Annotated in this window: 17 protein-coding genes and 1 pseudogene; 13 read left to right on the forward strand and 5 right to left on the reverse strand. The window is 70.1% G+C overall.

Annotated features, from left to right (window positions below; translation table 11 throughout):
* Positions 1-60: 60 nt before the first annotated feature.
* From E0493_RS23505 to E0493_RS17035, 3 genes and pseudogenes are all read left to right on the forward strand, one after another.
* Positions 61-171: pseudogene (locus tag E0493_RS23505) on the forward strand (hypothetical protein); the annotation flags it as partial.
* A 450-nt stretch (positions 172-621) separates the two neighbouring features.
* Complete coding sequence (locus E0493_RS23165) at positions 622-1,464, forward strand: DUF6502 family protein (protein ID WP_367614536.1); 843 nt, start codon at positions 622-624, stop codon at positions 1,462-1,464.
* A gap of 2 nt (positions 1,465-1,466) precedes the next feature.
* Complete coding sequence (locus E0493_RS17035) at positions 1,467-2,705, forward strand: DUF5666 domain-containing protein (protein ID WP_160938448.1); 1,239 nt, start codon at positions 1,467-1,469, stop codon at positions 2,703-2,705.
* A gap of 95 nt (positions 2,706-2,800) precedes the next feature.
* Here the strand turns inward: E0493_RS17035 and E0493_RS17040 are convergent, their stop codons facing one another.
* The gene (locus tag E0493_RS17040; RefSeq protein WP_160938449.1) at positions 2,801-3,094 is read right to left on the reverse strand and encodes a hypothetical protein; all 294 of its coding nucleotides are present in this window, start codon (positions 3,092-3,094) and stop codon (positions 2,801-2,803) included.
* 640 nt (positions 3,095-3,734) lie between these two features.
* Between E0493_RS17040 and E0493_RS17045 the strand changes: the two genes are divergently transcribed.
* Positions 3,735-5,705 (forward strand): PHA/PHB synthase family protein, encoded by a 1,971-nt coding sequence (locus E0493_RS17045; protein WP_202397181.1) that lies wholly within the window; start codon positions 3,735-3,737, stop codon positions 5,703-5,705.
* Between the two features lie 24 nt (positions 5,706-5,729).
* Positions 5,730-5,981: a DUF6489 family protein gene (locus E0493_RS17050; protein ID WP_160938450.1), complete on the forward strand. Its 252-nt coding sequence runs from the start codon at positions 5,730-5,732 to the stop codon at positions 5,979-5,981.
* Between the two features lie 66 nt (positions 5,982-6,047).
* Here E0493_RS17050 and E0493_RS17055 read toward each other — a convergent pair whose 3' ends face one another.
* Positions 6,048-7,394 (reverse strand): MFS transporter, encoded by a 1,347-nt coding sequence (locus E0493_RS17055; protein ID WP_160938451.1) that lies wholly within the window; start codon positions 7,392-7,394, stop codon positions 6,048-6,050.
* 256 nt (positions 7,395-7,650) lie between these two features.
* Between E0493_RS17055 and cyoA the strand changes: the two genes are divergently transcribed.
* The 8 genes from cyoA to E0493_RS17095 all read left to right on the forward strand — a co-directional run bounded on the left by cyoA (position 7,651) and on the right by E0493_RS17095 (position 15,544).
* Positions 7,651-8,748, forward strand: coding sequence for a ubiquinol oxidase subunit II (gene cyoA, locus E0493_RS17060; protein ID WP_160938452.1), 1,098 nt, complete (start codon positions 7,651-7,653; stop codon positions 8,746-8,748).
* A gap of 4 nt (positions 8,749-8,752) precedes the next feature.
* Positions 8,753-10,753 carry a cytochrome o ubiquinol oxidase subunit I gene (gene cyoB, locus E0493_RS17065; protein WP_160938453.1) on the forward strand — a complete coding sequence of 667 codons (2,001 nt, stop codon included), beginning with the start codon at positions 8,753-8,755 and terminating at the stop codon, positions 10,751-10,753.
* A 4-nt stretch (positions 10,754-10,757) separates the two neighbouring features.
* The gene (gene cyoC / locus E0493_RS17070; RefSeq protein ID WP_160938454.1) at positions 10,758-11,393 is read left to right on the forward strand and encodes a cytochrome o ubiquinol oxidase subunit III; all 636 of its coding nucleotides are present in this window, start codon (positions 10,758-10,760) and stop codon (positions 11,391-11,393) included.
* Positions 11,390-11,803, forward strand: coding sequence for a cytochrome o ubiquinol oxidase subunit IV (gene cyoD, locus E0493_RS17075; RefSeq protein WP_160938455.1), 414 nt, complete (start codon positions 11,390-11,392; stop codon positions 11,801-11,803). The genes cyoC and cyoD overlap by 4 nt, the downstream gene beginning before the upstream one ends.
* A gap of 2 nt (positions 11,804-11,805) precedes the next feature.
* A complete protein-coding gene (locus tag E0493_RS17080) occupies positions 11,806-12,582 on the forward strand; it encodes an SURF1 family protein (RefSeq protein ID WP_160938456.1) in 777 nt (258 codons plus the stop codon).
* Positions 12,583-12,627: 45 nt separating this feature from the next.
* Positions 12,628-14,025 (forward strand): ATP-binding protein, encoded by a 1,398-nt coding sequence (locus E0493_RS17085; protein ID WP_367614533.1) that lies wholly within the window; start codon positions 12,628-12,630, stop codon positions 14,023-14,025.
* Entirely contained in the window at positions 14,015-14,548 is a 534-nt protein-coding gene (locus E0493_RS17090) for a response regulator transcription factor (RefSeq protein ID WP_160938457.1), read from the forward strand. Before E0493_RS17085 ends, E0493_RS17090 begins: the two co-directional genes overlap by 11 nt.
* Before the next feature lie 81 nt (positions 14,549-14,629).
* On the forward strand, positions 14,630-15,544 hold the full coding sequence (locus E0493_RS17095) for an NYN domain-containing protein (protein WP_160938458.1): 915 nt from the start codon (positions 14,630-14,632) through the stop codon (positions 15,542-15,544).
* 125 nt (positions 15,545-15,669) lie between these two features.
* Here the strand turns inward: E0493_RS17095 and E0493_RS17100 are convergent, their stop codons facing one another.
* Genes E0493_RS17100 through E0493_RS17110 form a run of 3 tightly spaced genes read right to left on the reverse strand, consistent with a single transcriptional unit; the run spans position 15,670 to position 18,694 of the window.
* Positions 15,670-16,644 carry a Bug family tripartite tricarboxylate transporter substrate binding protein gene (locus E0493_RS17100; RefSeq protein ID WP_160938459.1) on the reverse strand — a complete coding sequence of 325 codons (975 nt, stop codon included), beginning with the start codon at positions 16,642-16,644 and terminating at the stop codon, positions 15,670-15,672.
* Positions 16,641-17,837, reverse strand: coding sequence for a CaiB/BaiF CoA transferase family protein (locus E0493_RS17105; RefSeq protein WP_160938460.1), 1,197 nt, complete (start codon positions 17,835-17,837; stop codon positions 16,641-16,643). The genes E0493_RS17100 and E0493_RS17105 overlap by 4 nt, the downstream gene beginning before the upstream one ends.
* Positions 17,834-18,694, reverse strand: coding sequence for an FAS1-like dehydratase domain-containing protein (locus E0493_RS17110; protein ID WP_160938461.1), 861 nt, complete (start codon positions 18,692-18,694; stop codon positions 17,834-17,836). Before E0493_RS17110 ends, E0493_RS17105 begins: the two co-directional genes overlap by 4 nt.
* Between the last annotated feature and the right edge of the window lie 14 nt (positions 18,695-18,708).

Below are 18,708 nucleotides of genomic sequence, written 5' to 3' on the forward strand. Positions count from 1 at the left end.
CTAGGCAGCGCGGCGCAGGAGGGTCAAGGCACAGCGGGGAGTTGGCTCTCCAGCCACACCTTGCCCGGCAACGTCGAGAACCTGGTCATCACCGGCACCTCCTGGACCGCCGGCACCGGCAACGCGCTGGCCAACCGCATCATTGGCAACGACAGCCCCAACACCCTCGACGGCCGCGCCGGCAACGACGTGCTCACCGGCGGCGGCGGCAACGACACCTTTGTCATCGCCAAGGGCATGGGCCACGACGTCGTCACCGACTTCGAGGGCGCCGGCCGCAGCGGCGGCGACACCCTGCTGCTCAGGGCTTCGGCGCCGGCGCCACCCTCACCCGCGAGCAGGGCTTCGTCTTCGCCATCCACGCCGCCGACGGCTCGACCGAGCACGTCACCCTCCAAGGCGTCGCCTCCCTCGCCCAGGGCGACGACCGTTCAGCCCGAACCGCGCGCATCCGACGTACCGGCGACGAGAGGAAGGGGGAAAAGGCGAGGCCTCTTCTCCCTTTCCGCAGCCTGGCCGATCGCGCGGCAAATTGTCCCACAAGGGCGCCGGGGTGGGGCGACGTGGAGGGTGCCCATTGCTAGGAAGGAGGTGTCAGCGCTCTCCAGCCGCAGGACCCTGGTGCACGAACTTTCCCAGCCTCCCGCCCCGCAGGACCTGCTCCGCCCGGTTGCCCGACTGCTGCGCCCTCTGGTGCGCCTGCTGATCCGCAGCGGCGTGACCTTTCCGATCCTGGCGGAACTGCTGCGCACGCTCTATGTCCAGGTGGCCGCCGAGGCGCTGGAGCGGGAAGGCGCCCGCAGCGACAGCCGCATCAGCCTGCTGACCGGCGTCCATCGCAAGGAGATCCGCCGGCTGCGCGAGCAGGGCGAGGCGCGCACCGAAGTGCCGGCGGTGGTGACCGTCGCCAGCCAGGCCATCGCGCGCTGGCTGGGCCTGCCGCAATACACGGATGCGGCCGCCCGCCCCCTGCCGCTGCCCCGCACCGCGCCGGCCGGCACGCCCTCCTTCGAGGCGCTTGTCGCCTCCGTCACCACCGACGTGCGGCCACGCGCGGTGCTGGACGACTGGCTGAGCCAAGGCCTTGTCTCGCTCGATGCCGATGGCCGGGTGGTGCTGAAGCAAGGTGCCTTCCTGCCACCCCCCGGCAGCGCGGAGCAGCTCTACTACTTCACGCGGAACCTGCGTGACCACCTGGCGGCGGCCAGCATCAACGTGGCCAGCCCCAAGCCGCCCTTTTTCGAGCGTGGGCTGCACTATGACCGGCTGCCGCCGGAGCTGGCCGCGCGGCTGGAGGCGCAGTGGCGCGCGGCGGGGCAGCAGATGCTGGTTGAGCTGAACCGGCAGGCCCTGGCCTGGCTGGACGCCTCCGGCGAGGAATCCCCGGGAACCCCGACGCGGCGGGTCAACCTCGGCGTCTATGTTTATGCCGAGGATGAGCCGCCGGCGGCCGCGGCACGCTAGCCATGCGCCCTGCCCCCTTCCTGCTGCTGGCCCTGCTGGCCGGCTGCGCGCCCGCCCTTTCCGGTCTCATGCCGCCGGCGGCGGAGGCACCCGCCCTCTGCCAGGCTGGCCCTGACGGCGGCCCGCCCGGCCCCCTCGCCGATCGCGCCCCTTTCTTCAGCGGCGAGGATGGCGAGGATCGCGGCATCGGCGGAACCGGCATCAGCGGCACCGTCTCCGGCTTCGCCAGCATCTGCGTCAACGGGCTGGAAGTGCAGTACGACACTGCCGGCAGCGGCCTGCATGTCGGCGACCGGGTGGTGATCGAGGCGAGCGGCTCCGGGGAGCGGCTCACGGCACACAGCGTCGCGGTGCGGCATGAGGTATCCGGCCCCGTGGAGGCGGCCGGGCCTGGCGGCGTGCTGCAGGTGGCCGGGCAGCGGGTCCTGGCTGGCCAGGCTGCCGGCGCGGCATTCTTCCCAGGCCTGGGGGAATGGGTGGCGGTGAGTGGCTTCCGCCGGCCGGACGAAGCCATTCTCGCCACCCGGATCAGCCGTCGCGCGCCCGGGACGGTGCTGGTGCGAGGGACCGCCACGGTCGGGCAGGATGGCTGGAAGGTGGCGGGCCTGCGCCTGCATGCGCCCCCCGGCTTCTCCCGCTGGACCGGGCCGGTCACCCTCCGCGGCACCTATGCCAGCGGCACCCTCGAGGTCGAGCAGGCGAGACTGGACCTGCTGCGTGCCAACCCGGCCCTGCGCTTCGGCGCCGCGCAGCGACTGGTGCTCGAAGGCTATGTTTCCATCCAGGATGGGCAGCTGGCCCTGGGCGCGTTGCGGGCTCCACTCGCCGCAACGCTGCGCCTGCCCGACGTCTCCGGCGAATGGGCCGTGGTGGACCTGCGGCGCCAGCCGGATGGCGGCTTCATCGCCGTTGACCTCCGCCAGCAGGGCGACGGCCACGCTGGCGCTGCGCCGCCACAGGGCGTGCCAGGCGGCCGTTTCGGCGCTCCACGGTCCAGTCACCCGCAGGGGGCGCAAGCGCGGCACGGGCACGCACCGCCGGTCGAGACGGGCGGCGGCCTGGCTGGCCATCGGGGTGACGCCGGCGGCGCCGACGGCCCGCATGACAGGGGCGCCCGATCGGCGGGGGGAGGCGGTGGGGGGAACGAAGGCTTCGGCGGCTTTGGTGCCGCGGGTGGCTTTGGCGAAGGTCCTGGCGGCGGCCTGGGGGGAGCCGGAGGGGGGCCAGGAGGGCCACGCTGACTTTTTGGCCGCGCCTTTCTCCTCACGAGGAGGGGCGGCCCTGCGTATCGGTACGGTTAGGGGAAAATCAGGCCTTCGGCATCATCGGCATGGCCTCACGCCGAGCCCGGAACCGCCTCCTCCGCCCAGGCGAGCAACCCGCCGCAGGCCGGGCAAGGCGCCGTGCCATAGCGGTCGCAGATGCAGAGGTCGCCGCCGCAGTAACAATCCACCACGCCTGTGTTGAGGCAGGCATCGCACCAGAGCGGCGTCGTGCTGGCGCGCGCCTGCAACGTCTTCCACAGGCCGGCCGCATGGCCCGGCCGCGCCGGCTCCGGGCGGTCGGGCCTGTCGCTCTCGGCCCGCGCCAGCCCTGGCGCGGACGTATTCCCGATACGTCGGCTTCTCATGTTTTCCTCTTCAGAGTGGCGGTCCGCAAAACTCGGTCGGCTCGGCATGGGCTCGGCATGGTCCAGGGGTTCCGAAATTGCCGCAGCACGCGACGGACGCCTGGCACCTCACCATCATCGCAGATGATGTGGCAAATTTTCCCACGCCGGAGGAGTGGGGCGGGAACCCGATCTTCGCTGCCCTCGCCCTCTGCACAGGGCAGCCTGCGTCCAACCCGGCGCCTTGGCAAGGATCATCCGCATGCGGTGACACTCAACCAAGGAGCTACCACGAACGAAGTTCGATCTCGTTCCGCCGTCCGCACCCTCATCCATGATCCTTCGCCGGGCACAGGCGGCGCGACGTCCCGGCCTTGCACCCCAACGCCCTGCCTTGGTCAATGAGGATGAACGTCGCGGGCCAAAGGAGGTTGCGTCCCGGAGGGCGGCGGCATGTCCCTCCTCATCCCCGCTCCTCCGCGAAGCCGCCGCCTGCAACCATGGGCAGGATCAATCCTTACCCTTTCGGACTGGCCCACCCGCTTCCCGGGCGAGGTCGCTGCGCCGTTTGATGGACAGCCGAAAGCGCAACTCCATACTCTGGCGGGCCGAGGCGGAACGTGCCTGAACGAGCGAAGCATGTCTCAAGGGGGAGAACGCCATGCCGGAGGAGAAAGGGCGAGACAAGGAGAGGCCGCAGCCTGCCGGCGGGGAACGAAGCGGCGGTGATGCGGCCGGGCCCGGGCCCGCCGGCTTTGATGCGCTGCTCGGCCTCTGGTCCGCCTGGATGGCGCCGGACGGGCGCGCCCCGGAGGGAGCCGCCGCGCAGCCTTCCAGGGCCACGCTGCCCAGCGACGCCCTGGCCGGCCAGTTCCTTGCCACCGGCATGCGGCACCTGACCAAGCGGCTCAGCCAGGACCCGCTGCTGCGCGCGGTCGATCATCTGTGGAACGCCAACCCGCTGCGCCAGGTCATTCCGGTGGACTGGGCCGAGATCGCCCGCGCCCTGCGCATCGTCTGGCTGCGCTCGCTGGGCGATCCCGGCAAGGCACTGACCGCCACCATCGAGCTGAACGCCGCGCTCTGGCGCAGCGCCGCCGACAGCTGGACGGAGGCCGGGCGGCGCTGGCTGGAGGGCTCCCAGGCCGCCGCCACGCCGCCTCAAGGCAACGACAAACGCTTCGCGGCGCCGGAATGGCACAACAACCCCGCCTACCGGACGCTGAAGGAAGCCTATCTCCTGGCCTCGGACTGGCTGCTCCGGCAGGGCGAGGCGGAGGACATGGAGCCGGCCGAGCGGCAGCGCATCGGCTTCCATCTGCGGCAGTTCGTGGACGCCACGAGTCCCTCGCTGCTGCTGATCTCCAACCCCGCCGCCCTGCGCCGGGCCATGGAAACCGGCGGCGCCAGCGTGGCCGACGGCACCCGCAACCTCATGAACGACCTGCAGGCCGGCCGCCTGAGCATGGTGGATGCCTCGGCCTTCGAGCCCGGCCGCAATCTCGCCCTCTCGCCCGGCAAGGTGGTCCACCGCAACCGGCTGATCGAGCTGATCCAGTACGCGCCGACCACCGAGACCGCGCATGCCACGCCGCTGCTGATCCTGCCGCCCTGGATCAACAAGTACTACATCCTGGACCTGCAGCCGAAGAACAGCATGGTGCGCTACCTGACCGAGCAGGGCTTCACCGTGTTCATGGTTTCCTGGAAGAACCCGGACGCCGCGATGGATGGCATCACCATCGAGGACTACATGGAGCTTGGCCCGCTGGAGGCCTGCACGGTGGCCCGCGAGATCACCGGGGCCGCCCAGGTGAACGTGATGGGCTACTGCATCGGAGGTACGCTGCTGGCCATGGTGCTGGCCTGGCTGGCCGCGAAGAAGGACAAGCGCTTCAACGCCGCCACCTTGATGGTGTCGTTGCAGGACTTCGCCAAGGTGGGCGACACCGCGGTGTTCATGGAGGACAGCGGCATCGACCTGATCGAGCGGCAGATGATGGAGCGCGGCTATCTGGACAGCCGCGAGATGTCCAACATGTTCAACCTGCTGCGCTCCAACGACCTGATCTGGGCGAATGTCGTCAACAACTACCTGATGGGCGAGAAGCCGCCCGCCTTCGACCTGCTCTACTGGAACAGCGACGGCACCCGCATGGCGCGGACGGCGCACAGCTGGTACCTGCGCAACACCTATCGCGAGAACAACCTGATCGTGCCGAGCCGGATCCAGTTGAAGGGCGAAGCCGTCGACCTCGGCCGCATCCGCAACGACATCTATGCCGTTGGCGCGGAGAAGGACCATATCGTGCCTTGGGACGCCGCCTGGCGCATCACCCGGCTGGCGGGAGGAAAGGTGCGCTTCGTGCTCGCCTCCAGCGGCCACATCGCCGGGATCATCAACCCGCCGGGCGGCAAGGGCTTCCACTGGACCACCGATGCGTCCGCGCCGGTGCCTCCGACCGCGGGCGAGTGGCGGCTGGCCGCCACGCAGCAGGCCGGGAGCTGGTGGCCGGACTGGGCAGCGTGGCTGGCCGAGCGCTCCGGGCCACGCGGCGCCCCCCCGGGCCTGGGCAACGCGGCCCACCCGCCGCTGGAGGACGCGCCGGGCCGCTACGTGCTGGAGAAGTAGGCGCCGGAGGAGGAGGGAAGCCCTGTGAAGTTCAACATCGAGATCGACTGCACGCCGGAGGAGGCGCGCACCTTCTTCGGCCTGCCGGACGTCAAGCCCATGCAGGCGGCGGTGATGCAGAAGATGGAGCGGCAGATGCTGGATGCCCTGGCCAGCATGGCGCCGGAGGCCCTGATGAAGGCCTGGGTCCCGGCCACGCCCTGGACGCCGGGCCAGATGCAGGAAGCGATGGCCAACATGCTGAACGCTTCCTTCGGGCGACCCCGGAAGGAGTGAGGCGCCGCGACCCGGCGGCGACATCGAGGCGGGAGGGGGCACCGCCCCTCCCGGCCAGGTCGCGCCTTACTGGTCGCGGATTTCCATCTGCATCTGCCGGTTCGTCGCCAGCGCCAGCAGCGTGCAGATCACGCCGGAAAGCAGGTAGCCGCCGACCGCGGCCAGCCCGAGCCACTGCGAAAGGGCCAGCACCACAAGCGGCGCGAAGCCGGCGCCCACCAGCCAGGCGATGTCCGAGGTCAGGGCAGCGCCGGTGTAGCGGAAGCGGCGGGCGAAGTTCGAGGCCACCGCGCCGCTCGCTTGGCCGAAGGAGAGGCCGAGCAGGGCGAAGCCAAGCAGGACGAAGCTGGTATGGCCGGAGGAACCCTGGCTCAGCAGGAAGGGGCCGAGAAAGGCGAAGCCGCCGATCAGCACCGCGCCGCCCGCAAGCAGCCGCCGCCGGCCGATCCGGTCGGCGATCCAGCCGGACAGGATGACGGTCAGCAGCATGATCGCGGCGCCTGCGGCCTGCACCATCAGGAACTCGGCAATGCCGCGGTCGGTGCGCAGCGCGATCCAGGCCAGCGGAAAGACGGTGACGAGGTGAAACAGCGCGAAGCAGGCGAGCGGCACGAAGGCGCCGACCACGAGGTTGCGGCCGCTCACCGTCACCACGTCCGAGATGTGGGCGGGCTGCAGCTCGTCCCGCTGCAGCAGGGCCGCGAATTCCCGCGTGGCCACCAGGCGCAGCCGCGCGAACAGCGCCACGACGTTGATGGTGAAGGCAACAAAGAAGGGATAGCGCCAGCCCCAGCTCTGGAAGTCGGCTTCCGGCAGGGAGGATACCAGGAAGGCGAAAAGCCCGGCGGCCAGCAGGAAGCCGAGCGGCGCGCCAAGCTGCGGCACCATGGCATACCAGCCCCGCCGCTTCTGCGGGGCGTTCAGCGCCAGCAGGGAGGCCAGGCCATCCCAGGCGCCACCCAGCGCCAGCCCCTGCGCGAAGCGGGCCAGGCCGAGCAGCACGATCGTGGCGGCGCCGAACACCTCGGGCGCCGGCAGCATGCTGATCGCGGCCGTGGAGCCGCCCAGCAGGAACAGCGCCACCGTCAGCTTCACGCCGCGGCCATGCCTTCGGTCCAGCGCCATGAAGAGGGAGGAGCCGAGCGGCCGGGCGATGAAGGCGAGCGAGAACAGGGCGAAGGAGTAGAGCATCGCCACGGTCGCGTCGGTGTCGGGAAAGAGGAAGCGCGGGAAGACCAGCACCGAGGCGATGGCATAGACGAAGAAGTCGAAGAACTCGGACATGCGTCCGATCACGACCCCGATCGCGATCTCGCCGGGCGAGACCGCGTGATGGTCGGCATTGGCCAGCCGCGCATCGCGCTCGAGTTCGGCCGAGTTCGGCAATCCCTGATTGTAGCTGCTCGTGATCAAGCCCTGTCCTCCAGACTTCGACCCGCTGGATGCCGCCGCTCCGCTGGAGGTTGCGGGCGCTCCGGCCGATCCGTGCGGCGCCCGCCCTCCGCGGCCCGGCGCTGAAGCCCTGGGGCCATCCGAGCGCAAAGCCTTTAGCGTCCGGCCGTAGCACGGGCAATCCGCGGCTGGCGATAGGACAAAGTGTCCAATCCCCGCATGCCGCTGGCGCGCCTATGTACCGCCGCACTGCAACATGGCTCCCTGATTGAACGGCATGTCCCGCAAGATCCTGCGCATCCTGCCCCTGATGGCCCTCGCGGCCATTCTCTCCGGCTGCAAGATGACCATCCTCAACCCTTCGGGCGACATCGCCGCGCAGCAGCGCGACCTGATCGTCTACTCGACGGTGCTGATGCTGCTCATCATTGTGCCCGTCATCCTGCTGACCCTGTTCTTCGCCTGGCGCTACCGGGCCTCGAACACCAAGGCCAAGTATGATCCGGAATGGAATCATTCGACCGGCCTGGAGGTCGTCATCTGGTCGGCGCCGCTCGCCATCATCGTGGCGCTGGGCGCGCTGACCTGGGTCAGCACGCACCTGCTCGATCCCTACCGGCCGCTTTCGCGCATCGACGCCAGCACGCCGCTGCGCGACGAGGTGCGGCCGCTGGAGGTGGACGTCGTCTCGCTCGACTGGAAGTGGCTGTTCATCTACCCCGAGCAGGGGATCGCGACGGTCAACGAGCTGGCGGCGCCGGTGGATGCGCCGATCAACTTCCGCCTGACCTCCTCGACGATGATGAACTCATTCTCCATCCCCGCCCTGGCCGGGATGGTCTACACCATGCCCGGCATGGTCACGAAGCTGCACGCCGTGATCAACGAGCCCGGCGTCTACCAGGGGCTTTCGGCCAACTACAGCGGCCATGGCTTCTCGGACATGCACTTCAAGTTCCATGGCCTGAGCCAGACCGACTTCAACGCCTGGGTGGCCGAGGCGAAGGCTTCCGGCGAGCGCCTCGGGCGGCAGGAGTACCTGGCGATGGCGCAGCCCAGCACCAGGGAGCCGGTCCGCCGCTTCGGCAGCGTGGATCCCGAGCTGTACGGCGCCATCGTCGAGCGCTGCGTGGAGCCGGGCAAGATGTGCATGAGCGAGATGGCCCGCATCGACGCGCAGGGCGGCGCCGGCATGGCCGGCACCCTGAACGTGGTGACCAAGCGGGTCCAGCATGCCGCCGCCGGCCGTCCGGGCGAGGACGCGCGGGGCGCCGAGCGGCGCTACGTGCTGTCCTTCTGCACGATCGACCAGCCCTATGGCGCCACCGGCTCGGACGCCGCGCCGCGTCCCGCCTCCCCTGGAACGACAGAGTAACGCCATGTCCAGCAATCCGGACTTCTGGAGCTTCGTCTTCGGGCGGCTCTCCTGGGAATCCTTCCCGCTTCACGAGCCGATCCTGGTGGTCACCTTCCTGGCGGTGGCGCTGGGCGGCGCCGCGATGCTGGGCGCCCTGACCTACTTCCGGGCCTGGGGCTACCTGTGGCGCGAGTGGCTGACCAGCGTGGACCACAAGCGCATCGGCATCATGTACATCGTGCTGGCGCTCATCATGCTGCTGCGTGGCTTCGCCGACGCGCTGATGATGCGGGCGCAGCAGGCGATCGCCTTCGGCGGCTCCGAGGGCTACCTGCCGCCGCACCACTACGACCAGATCTTCACCGCCCACGGCGTGATCATGATCTTCTTCGTCGCCATGCCGCTGGTGACGGGGCTCATGAACTTCGTGGTGCCGCTGCAGATCGGCGCGCGCGACGTCGCCTTCCCCTTCCTGAACAATTTCAGCTTCTGGATGACCGTCTCGGGCGCCGTCATCGTCATGATGTCGCTGTTCGTGGGCGAGTTCGCGCAGACCGGCTGGCTGGCCTATCCGCCGCTCTCGGGGCTGGAGGGCAGCCCCGGGGTGGGCGTCGACTACTACATCTGGGCCCTGCAGGTCGCCGGCATCGGCACCTTGCTCTCGGGCGTCAACCTGATCGCCACCATCGTCAAGATGCGGGCGCCGGGCATGACCATGATGAAGCTGCCGGTCTTCACCTGGACCGCGCTCTGCACCAACGTGCTGATCGTCGCCTCCTTCCCGGTGCTGACCGCCGTGCTGGTGCTGCTGTCGCTCGACCGCTACGTGGGAACCAACTTCTTCACGAACGACCTCGGCGGCAACCCGATGATGTACGTGAACCTGATCTGGATCTGGGGCCACCCGGAGGTCTACATCCTGATCCTGCCGGCCTTTGGCGTCTTCTCCGAGGTCACCTCCACCTTCTGCAGCAAGCGCCTCTTCGGCTACACCTCGATGGTCTACGCCACCGTGGTGATCACCATCCTGTCCTACCTGGTGTGGCTGCACCACTTCTTCACGATGGGGTCGGGCGCCAGCGTCAACTCCTTCTTCGGCATCACGACGATGATCATCTCGATCCCGACGGGCGCGAAGATCTTCAACTGGCTCTTCACCATGTTCCGCGGCCGCATCCGGTTCGAAGTGCCGATGATGTACACCGTGGGCTTCATGGTCACCTTCGTGATCGGCGGCATGACCGGCGTCATGCTCGCGGTGCCCCCGGCCGACTTCCAGCTGCACAACAGCCTGTTCCTGATCGCCCATTTCCACAACGTCATCATCGGCGGCGTGGTGTTCGGCATGTTCGCGGGCATCGCCTACTGGTTCCCCAAGGCCTTCGGCTTCAAGCTGGACCCGTTCTGGGGCAAGATGTCCTTCTGGTTCTGGCTGATCGGCTTCTGGGTCGCCTTCATGCCGATCTACGTGCTCGGCCTGATGGGCGTGACCCGCCGCCTCAACCATTTCGACGACCCCTCGCTGCAGATCTGGTTCGTCGTCGCCGCCTTCGGCGCGGTGCTGATCGCCTGCGGCATCGCCAGCTTCCTGATCCAGCTGGTGGTGAGCTTCATGAAGCGCGAGCAGCTGCGCGACCTGACCGGCGACCCCTGGGGCGGCCGCACGCTGGAGTGGTCCACCTCCTCGCCGCCGCCGGTCTACAACTTCGCCTTCACGCCCATCATCCATGACCATGATGCGTGGTGGGACATGAAGCAGCGCGGCTACACCCGCCCGCTGCACGGCTTCCGCCCGATCCACATGCCGAAGAACACCGGCACCGGCATCATCCTGGCCGGCCTGTCGATCGCCTTCGCCTTCGGCATGATCTGGTACATGTGGTGGCTGGCGGCGCTGAGCTTCGTGGCAATGGTTGTCATCTCCATCGGCCACACCTTCAACTACCACCGGGACTTCCACATCCCCTCCGAGGTGGTGGACCGCACCGAGCGGACCCGCACCGCTCTGATGGCGGGAGAGTAAGCCCATGTCCGCACCCACCCTGCACGCCGCCACCCCCGCGGAGGAAGTGGCCTTCTACGTGGCGGAGGAGGAGCACGCGCATTCCGGGGCCAGCACCATGCTGGGCTTCTGGATCTACCTGATGAGCGACTGCCTCATCTTCGCCGTGCTCTTCGCCACCTATGGCGTGCTCGGCCGCAGCTACGCGGCCGGGCCGTCCGGGGCCGACCTGTTCGACCTGCCGCTGGTGGCGCTCAACACCGCCATGCTGCTGTTCTCCTCCATCACCTATGGCTTCGCCATGCTGGAGATGGAGCGCAACAGGAAGGGCATGACGCTGCTCTGGCTGGCCATCACCGGCCTGTTCGGCGCCGCCTTCATCTTCTTCGAGCTCTACGAGTTCGCGCACCTGATCGCCGAGGGCGCGGGGCCGCAGCGCAGCGCCTTCCTGTCCTCCTTCTTCACCCTGGTCGGCACGCACGGCCTGCACGTCACCTGCGGCCTGATCTGGCTGGTGACGCTGATGGTGCAGGTCGCGCAGCGCGGCCTGATCGAGGACAACAAGCGGCGCCTGATGTGCCTGAGCCTGTTCTGGCACTTCCTGGACGTCATCTGGATCGGCGTCTTCTCGTTCGTCTACCTGATGGGAGTGCTGCAATGAGCCCCGACACCCTCGCGCAGCACCACAACCCTGGTCACGGGCACGGGCACGGGCACGGGCACGCGCATGGCGATGGCGCCGGACACGGCACGCTGAAGGGCTATCTGACCGGCTTCGCCCTCGCCGTCATCCTGACGGCCATTCCCTTCTGGCTGGTCATGGGCGACGTGTTCGCGAACCCGCAGGTCACGGCCTTCGGCATCATGGCGCTGGCCGTGGTGCAGGTGATCGTGCACATGGTCTACTTCCTGCACATGAACACGCGCTCGGAAGGCGGCTGGACCATGCTGGCGCTGATCTTCACGATCGTGATCGTGGCCATCACGCTGAGCGGCTCGCTTTGGGTGATGTACCACCTCAACGCCAACATGATGCCCATGCCGGCCCACGACATGCGCGGAATGCCCTGAGGATGCCCGCGCCAGGCCCCGCGGCGGCGGCGGAGGAGGCCGGGCGACCCCGCTCGCCGCGCCTCCTCGCCCTGCTCGGGGCGCTGGCGGTGCTTGGCGTCATCATCCTGGTGGCGCTGGGCAACTGGCAGGTCGCGCGCCGTGCCTGGAAGCTCGACCTGATCGCCCGGGTGGACGCCCGGGTCCATGCGGCGCCGGTGCCGCCCCCCGCGCCCCCCGAGTGGCCGCAGGTGTCCGCCGCGCGTGACGAGTACCGCCACGTCCGCGCCGCCGGCCGGTACCTCCCCGGCAACAGCACGCTGGTGCAGGCAAGCACCGTCCTGGGCGCCGGCTACTGGGTGCTCACCCCTTTCCGGACGCAAGGGGGCTTCACCGTGCTGATCAACCGCGGCTTCGTTCCCGGCGACCGGGAGGAAGCCACCGGCCATCTCGGCGCGACGCCCGCGGGCACCGTTGCCGTCACCGGCCTGCTGCGCCTCGGTGAGCCGGGCGGTGCCTTCCTCCGCGGCAACGTGCCGGCGGAAGGCCGCTGGTACTCGCGCGACGTGGCGGCCATCGCCGCCAACCAGGGGCTGGGAGAGGTGGCGCCCTACTTCATCGACGCCGAGGCGGGTCCGGACCCCCGCGCCTACCCGGTCGGCGGCCTCACCGTCATCTCCTTCCCCAACAACCACCTGGTGTACGCGATCACCTGGTATGCCTTGGCGCTGATGCTGGCCGGCACCACCTTCTATGCCGCGCGCGAGGAATGGCGCATCCGCCGGGGCAAGCGCCCCTGAGCAGCCCGGCCGCCGGCCAGACCGTTGGAGAGGAGGGAGATGGCAGTGAGCGAGACGGCGCCCGCGGCCCGCTGGCGGCGCCTGCTCGGCGCACTCTGGGGGTTCCCCTTTCAGGGAGACGGGCTTCCCGCCGGACCCGCCGGCGGCCGCACCGCCCTTCCCTCCCCCGATGCCACCGGCAGCAAGAACATGCTGCAGCTGATCCAACTGCGCTGGCTGGCGGCGGTTGGGCAGGTGATCACGATCGGCTTCGTGCAGCTCGTGCTGGAGGTGGACCTGCCGCTGCTGCCCATGGCGGCGGTGGTGGTGGCGCTGGCGCTGCTGAACCTGCTCAGCCTGCTGCGCCTGCGGCTGCGCGCTCCCGTCGGTCAGGCCGAGCTTTTCGTGGTCCTGCTGCTGGACGTGGCGGCGCTGACCGTGCAGCTCTATCTCAGCGGCGGGGTGACCAACCCCTTCATCTCGCTTTTCCTGCTGCAGGTCACCATGGCGGCGGTGCTGCTGCAGATCCGCTGGGCCTGGGCCATGGCGGCCATCACCACGCTCTGCTTTCTCGGCCTGTCCCTGGCGCACCGGCCGCTGGTCCTGCCCTCCGCCCTCAGCGCCGATCCCTTTCGGCTGCACCTCCAGGGGCTGCTGGTCTGCTTCATCCTGGATGCCGCGCTGCTGGTGGTTTTCGTCACCCGCGTCAGCGGCAACCTGCGCGCGCGCGACGCACGGCTGGCGGATCTCCGGCGGCAGGCGGTCGAGGAGGAGCACATCGTGCGCATGGGCCTGCTCGCCTCCGGCGCGGCGCATGAGCTGGGCACGCCGCTGGCGACCATGTCGGTCATCCTGGGCGACTGGCGACACATGCCGGCGCTGCGCGACAGTCCCGACCTGCAGGACGACATCGAGGAGATGCAGGTGCAGCTGCGCCGCTGCAAGGAAATCATCAGCGGCATCCTGCTCTCGGCCGGAGAAGCCCGCGGCGAGGCCGCGGCGGTCACCACCCTCGACGCCTTCCTCGAGGGGCTGGTGCAGGAATGGAGCGCGCTGCGCCCGCGCGCCCGCATCTCGCTGGAGAACAACCTTGGCGGCCAGGTGCCGATCGTCGCCGATCCCACGCTGAAGCAGGTGCTGTTCAACCTGTTCAACAACGCACAGGAGGCTTTCGCCTCGCGGATCTGCCTTTCCGCCGCCCGCGACGGCGCCACGCTGATCCTGGAGGTGCGCGACAACGGCGTGGGCTTCGCCCCCGAGATGCTGGCGCAGTTCGGCAACCCCTACCGCTCGACCAAGGCCCGCCAGGGCCGCGGCCTCGGCCTGTTCCTGGTGGTCAACGTCGTGCGCAAGCTCGGCGGCCGCGTCGCCGCCCACAACCGGCCGGAGGGCGGGGCGACGGTGACGCTCTCCCTGCCGCTGGGCTCCATCGCCATCGAAAGGAGGCGCGCCGATGCCGCATGATCGCCTGCTGCTGATCGTCGAGGACGACGTCAGCCTCTCCCGGACCCTGCGGCGCTCCTTCGAGCGGCGCGGCTACGAGGTCATGGTCGCGGCGGGCCCTGAGGAGATGGAGGCGCTGCTGCGGGAGCGCACGCCGCAATACGCGGTGGTGGACCTGAAGCTGGAAGGCGCCTCCGGCCTCACCTGCGTGCAGGCGCTGCACGCGCATGACCCGGCCATGCTGATCGTCGTGCTGACCGGCTTCGCCAGCATCGCCACCGCCGTGGAGGCCATCAAGCTGGGCGCCTGCCACTATCTGGCCAAGCCCTCCAACACCGACGACATCGAGGCCGCATTTGGCAAGGCGGCGGGGGATGCCGGCACGCCGCTCAGCCAGCGCCCGACCTCCATCAAGACGCTGGAATGGGAGCGCATCCATCAGACCCTGGCGGAAACCGGCTTCAACGTCTCGGAATCCGCCCGGCGGCTCGGGCTGCACCGCCGCACCCTGGCGCGCAAGCTGGAGAAGCGCCAGGTCGAGTAATCCTCCCCCTCCTTCCGGGTGAACTCGCCTCCGCCCTTCTCTGCCGGTAGGATGATCCCCGCAGGACCGGAGGCGCCGCACTTGGAACGCCGAATCGCGCTTTTCCTCGACTTCGACAACATCTTCGGCGCCCTCTGCGCCCAGGCGCCGGAAGCGGCGGAGGCCTTTGTCATCGAGCCGGCCCGCTGGCTGGACTGGCTGTCCCGCCGCCTGCCGGCCGACGAGGGCAGCAGCCGCCTGCTGCTACGGCGCTGCTACCTGAACCCTGGCGGATCGCTGTTGCTGGAGAACGGCGAGCGGGTGTTCTTCAGCAGCTTCCGCAACAGCCTGGTGCGCGCGGGCTTCCAGGTGACGGATTGCCCGCCCCTGACGCGCGGCGGCAAGACCAGCGCCGACATCGTCATGGTGATGGACGTGCTCGACGCCCTGCAGCACGCCACGCGTTTCGACAGCTTCGTGATCCTCTCCAGCGACGCCGACTTCACGCCCGTCCTGCAGCGCCTGCGCGCGCATGACCGGAGGACCCTGCTGGTCTCCATCGGCAGCACGGCCGATGCCTATCGCGCCGCCGCCGACGAGGTGGTCGGCCCGGAGGAGTTCATCCGTGAGGGTCTCACGCTGCCGGGCACGGCTGCGGAGCGGGCGGCCGGGGCTTTGCCGGCGCGATGGGAGGAGCACGCCCCACCCGAGGACGAGCTGCCGGACCTTGCCGCGGTGCGCGAGGCCATCCTCGCCCAGGTCACGGCCGAACTGTCCCGGGCCCCCGCCCCGTTGCATCTGCCGGCGCTGGGAAAGCGGCTGCATGAAAAGCTGGGCCCGCAGGTGCGGGCCACCGCCTTCGGCGGGGCGGGCAGCCTGGCCCGGCTGCTCGCCGCCGCCGGGGACCCGCAGATGGAGCTGATCCCCGGCTATGGCGGCGGCTGGGTGCGTGACACCGCGCGGCATCCGCCGGCCCGCCCGGACGAGGCGGCGGAGCTTCCGGCATCCCAGCCCTGAAAGGCGCCGCCCCGCCGGCGCAGGCGAGGGCGAGCAGTCGCCTCCCTGGCCTCTCGCTTCCGGCGGGGTCAGGGGGCACATGCGATGGTTTCCCGGCCGGGCTCCAGCGGCGGCCCTGATCCCCCTCAGTTCGCCGTCACGCCCGCCACCTGGATCAGCTTCGCCCAGCGGTCGAGTTCGGAGTGGATCAGCGAGGCGAACTGCTCCGGCGTCATCGGCGCCGGCACCGCCCCCTCCTGCTCCAGCCGCTGCTTGACCGCCGGCGAGTTCAGGCTGGCGTTCACCTCTTCATTGAGGCGCAGAATGATGGCCGGCGGCGTGGCCGCAGGCGCCGCGATGCCATACCAGGGCACGACATCGAAGCCGGGCGAGAGGGTTTCCGCGACCGTGGGCAATTCGGGCAGGCTGGCGACGCGCCCGGCGCTGGAAACGGCGAGGGCCCGCAGCAGGTCCTGCCGCACCAGGGGCATCACGGTTGGCGCGCCACCGAGCGTCACGTCCACCCGGCCGGCCACCAGATCGTTCAGCGCCGGTCCGAGGCCGCGATAGGGCACATGCTCCATCTCCAGGCCCAGCGCGTTGAGGAAGGCGAGCATGACGATATGGCCGGCGCTGCCGTTGCCGGCCGAGCAGTAGCGGAGCTGGTTGGGGTGGGCGCGGACGTGGTCAACGAAGCTCCTCACGTCCTGGAAGGGCAGCTTCGGGTGCACCACCAGCACATTGGGCACCTTGGCGATCATCGCCACCGGCGCGAAGTCCTTCAGCACGTCGTAGGGCAGGTTCGGGTAGATCGCCGGATTGACCGCCAGGGTGCCGATATGCCCGAGCAGCAGCGTGTAGCCGTCGGGCGCCGAGCGCGCCACGTTCTCCGCCCCCACGGCGCCGCCGGCGCCGGCGCGGTTCTCCACCACGACGGGCTGGCCAAGCCGCGGCGAGAGCTGGTCGGCGATGGCGCGGCCCAGCGTGTCGTTGGCGGCGCCGGGCGGAAAGGGCACCACCAGCCGCAGCGGCTGGCTCGGCCAGGCCGGCTCGGCACGCAGGCCGATCGCCGGCATGGCGAGCCCCGCCGCCGCACCGAGCAGCAGCTCGCGCCGCCTCATGACCCGCTCCCGCCGCGGCCGCGCAGCGCCGTCCGCTCCGTCTCGGAATAGCCGAGCTCGCGCAGGATGGCCTCGCCGTCCTCGTCCAGCCGCGGCGCCAGACGCGAGGGTGCGGCGCCGCTGCCTGAGTAGCGGTTCGCGTGACGCAGCCCGAGCATGGTTTCCTCCGTATGTTGTTCTGGTTCTTCGGTGAGCGTGCCGGAGCCGCGCAGCTGCGGGTCGTCCAGCAGGCTTTCCAGCGTGTGGAAGCGCATCGCCGGCACGTCGTGCCGGCGCAGCAGCGGCAGCCATTCGTCGGTGGTGCGCGCGGCCATCGCCTCGGTGCGCACGCGGAAATAGGCGGCGACGTTCTCCAGCCGGGCGCCGACGCTGCGGAAGCGCGGGTCCTCCTTCAGCTCGGGCCGGCCGATGGCGTCGAAGAAGCCGCGCGCCTGCGCGTCGGTATTGGCGGAGACGCAGATATGGCCGTCCCTGGTCGGCAGCGGGCGGGCGTCGGGCGTCATGATGCGCGGGTCGCCGAATTCGCCCTCCGGACCGAAGGTGCGCTGGCCCATGTGCTCTGACAGCACGAAGGCCGCCGCGTTCTCGAACATCGGCACCTCGATGGCCTGCCCGGCGCCGTCGCGCCCGCGCCCGACCAGCGCGGCGCAGATCGCCTGCGCGGCGACGATGCCGACGATGTGGTCGGTCAGCACGAAGGGGGCGAAGCGCGGCTCGCCGGTCTGCCGCTGGAAGCAGGCGGCGACGCCCGAAAGCCCCTGGATGATGGTGTCGTAGGCCGGCGCGCCGTCATAGGGGCCGCCGCTGGCGAAGCCGGAGATGGTGCAGTGGATCATCTTCGGGTTCAGCGCCGCCATGCTGGCCCAGTCGAGCCCCAGCGCGGCCAGGGCGCGCGCGCGCATGTTGCTGACGAAGACGTCCGTGCGCGCCGCCAGCCGCCGCATCACCGCGCGCCCGGCCTCGCTCTTGAGGTCGAGCACGATGGAGCGCTTGTTGCGGTTGAAGTGCAGGAACTTCGGCGACATGCCGGGCTGACGCGCCTTGCCGCCGAGGCGGCGCATCAGGTCGCCCTCCGGCGGCTCCACCTTGATGACCTCGGCGCCCTGTTCGGCCAGCAGCAGCGTCGCGGTAGGGCCGACGATGACCCCGGTGGCGTCCAGCACGCGGATGCCGGCGAGCGGGCCGCCGCTCATGCCGCGGCCTCGCCTTCGGCGATGGGCCGCCCGGCCTCGTCCAGCGCCCAGAGCAGCAGCCGCCCGTCCGCTTCCTGCCGGCAGCGCAGCTCGCCCCGCCGCCCGACGAAGAAGGGCCGCACGTTGCGCACGGAAAGCCGCCCGATCCGCCCGCCCGGCAACTGCCGCTTGGCCATTTCGCAGAGCCGCAGCGCGGTCAGCCCGCCATTCACCACCAGGGCGGGATAGCCCTCCTCCTGCGTGGCGTAGGGCTGGTCGTAGTGGATGCGGTGGCCGTTGAAGGTGACGGCCGAGTAGCGGAACAGCGTCACCGTGTCCGGCGCGTAGACCTCGGTGGCGGTCGGCTCCGGCAGGGGCGCCGGGGCCGGCGGGGGGGCGGCGGCCGCCCTGGTGGCCTCCTCGCGGTAGACGATGTCGTGTTCCTCGGTCACGACCACCTGGCCGTCCGCCGCAACGCTGTGGTCCACCCGCACAAAGACCATCCGGCCGCTGCGCCCGGTCTTCGGCGTCACCGCCGCGATGGTGGAGGTGCGGCGCAACTCCGCGCCGATCGGCAGCGGCGCCAGGAAGCGGATGCGCCGCCCGGCAAACATGCGGCGCGGCAGCGGCACCGGCGGCAGGAAGTCGCCCTTGCGCGGGTGCCCGTCCGGCCCGAGCTGCGACTGCGGCGTGACCGGGCCGAAGAACACGGCGTGCCAGCCCTCGGGCAGGGCGTCGCCGCGCCGGAAGCCCATGGCGTCACGGTCCATCAGCGCCGCCAGGCGGCGCACGATGGGCAGGGCGGCCTCGTCCTCCGCCACCTCGCTGCGCCCGACCCAGCCCTGCAGCGCCTCAATTTCGGCCGCCATGTCCTGCATCGCGTTTCCTCCTT

Source organism: Teichococcus coralli, assembly GCF_009829925.1.
Taxonomy (GTDB): Bacteria; Pseudomonadota; Alphaproteobacteria; order Acetobacterales; family Acetobacteraceae; genus Pseudoroseomonas; species Pseudoroseomonas coralli.

What these genes read in the sequence shown, in the direction of transcription:
- cyoC (WP_160938454.1), top strand. Translation starts at nt 10,758, where the DNA reads ATGTCCGCACCCACCCTGCACGCCGCCACCCCCGCGGAGGAAGTGGCC.
- E0493_RS17045 (WP_202397181.1), top strand. Translation starts at nt 3,735, where the DNA reads ATGCCGGAGGAGAAAGGGCGAGACAAGGAGAGGCCGCAGCCTGCCGGC.
- E0493_RS17040 (WP_160938449.1), bottom strand. Translation starts at nt 3,094, where the DNA reads ATGAGAAGCCGACGTATCGGGAATACGTCCGCGCCAGGGCTGGCGCGG.
- E0493_RS17035 (WP_160938448.1), top strand. Translation starts at nt 1,467, where the DNA reads ATGCGCCCTGCCCCCTTCCTGCTGCTGGCCCTGCTGGCCGGCTGCGCG.
- cyoD (WP_160938455.1), top strand. Translation starts at nt 11,390, where the DNA reads ATGAGCCCCGACACCCTCGCGCAGCACCACAACCCTGGTCACGGGCAC.
- cyoA (WP_160938452.1), top strand. Translation starts at nt 7,651, where the DNA reads ATGTCCCGCAAGATCCTGCGCATCCTGCCCCTGATGGCCCTCGCGGCC.
- E0493_RS17080 (WP_160938456.1), top strand. Translation starts at nt 11,806, where the DNA reads ATGCCCGCGCCAGGCCCCGCGGCGGCGGCGGAGGAGGCCGGGCGACCC.
- cyoB (WP_160938453.1), top strand. Translation starts at nt 8,753, where the DNA reads ATGTCCAGCAATCCGGACTTCTGGAGCTTCGTCTTCGGGCGGCTCTCC.
- E0493_RS17100 (WP_160938459.1), bottom strand. Translation starts at nt 16,644, where the DNA reads ATGAGGCGGCGCGAGCTGCTGCTCGGTGCGGCGGCGGGGCTCGCCATG.
- E0493_RS17105 (WP_160938460.1), bottom strand. Translation starts at nt 17,837, where the DNA reads ATGAGCGGCGGCCCGCTCGCCGGCATCCGCGTGCTGGACGCCACCGGG.
- E0493_RS17110 (WP_160938461.1), bottom strand. Translation starts at nt 18,694, where the DNA reads ATGCAGGACATGGCGGCCGAAATTGAGGCGCTGCAGGGCTGGGTCGGG.
- E0493_RS17090 (WP_160938457.1), top strand. Translation starts at nt 14,015, where the DNA reads ATGCCGCATGATCGCCTGCTGCTGATCGTCGAGGACGACGTCAGCCTC.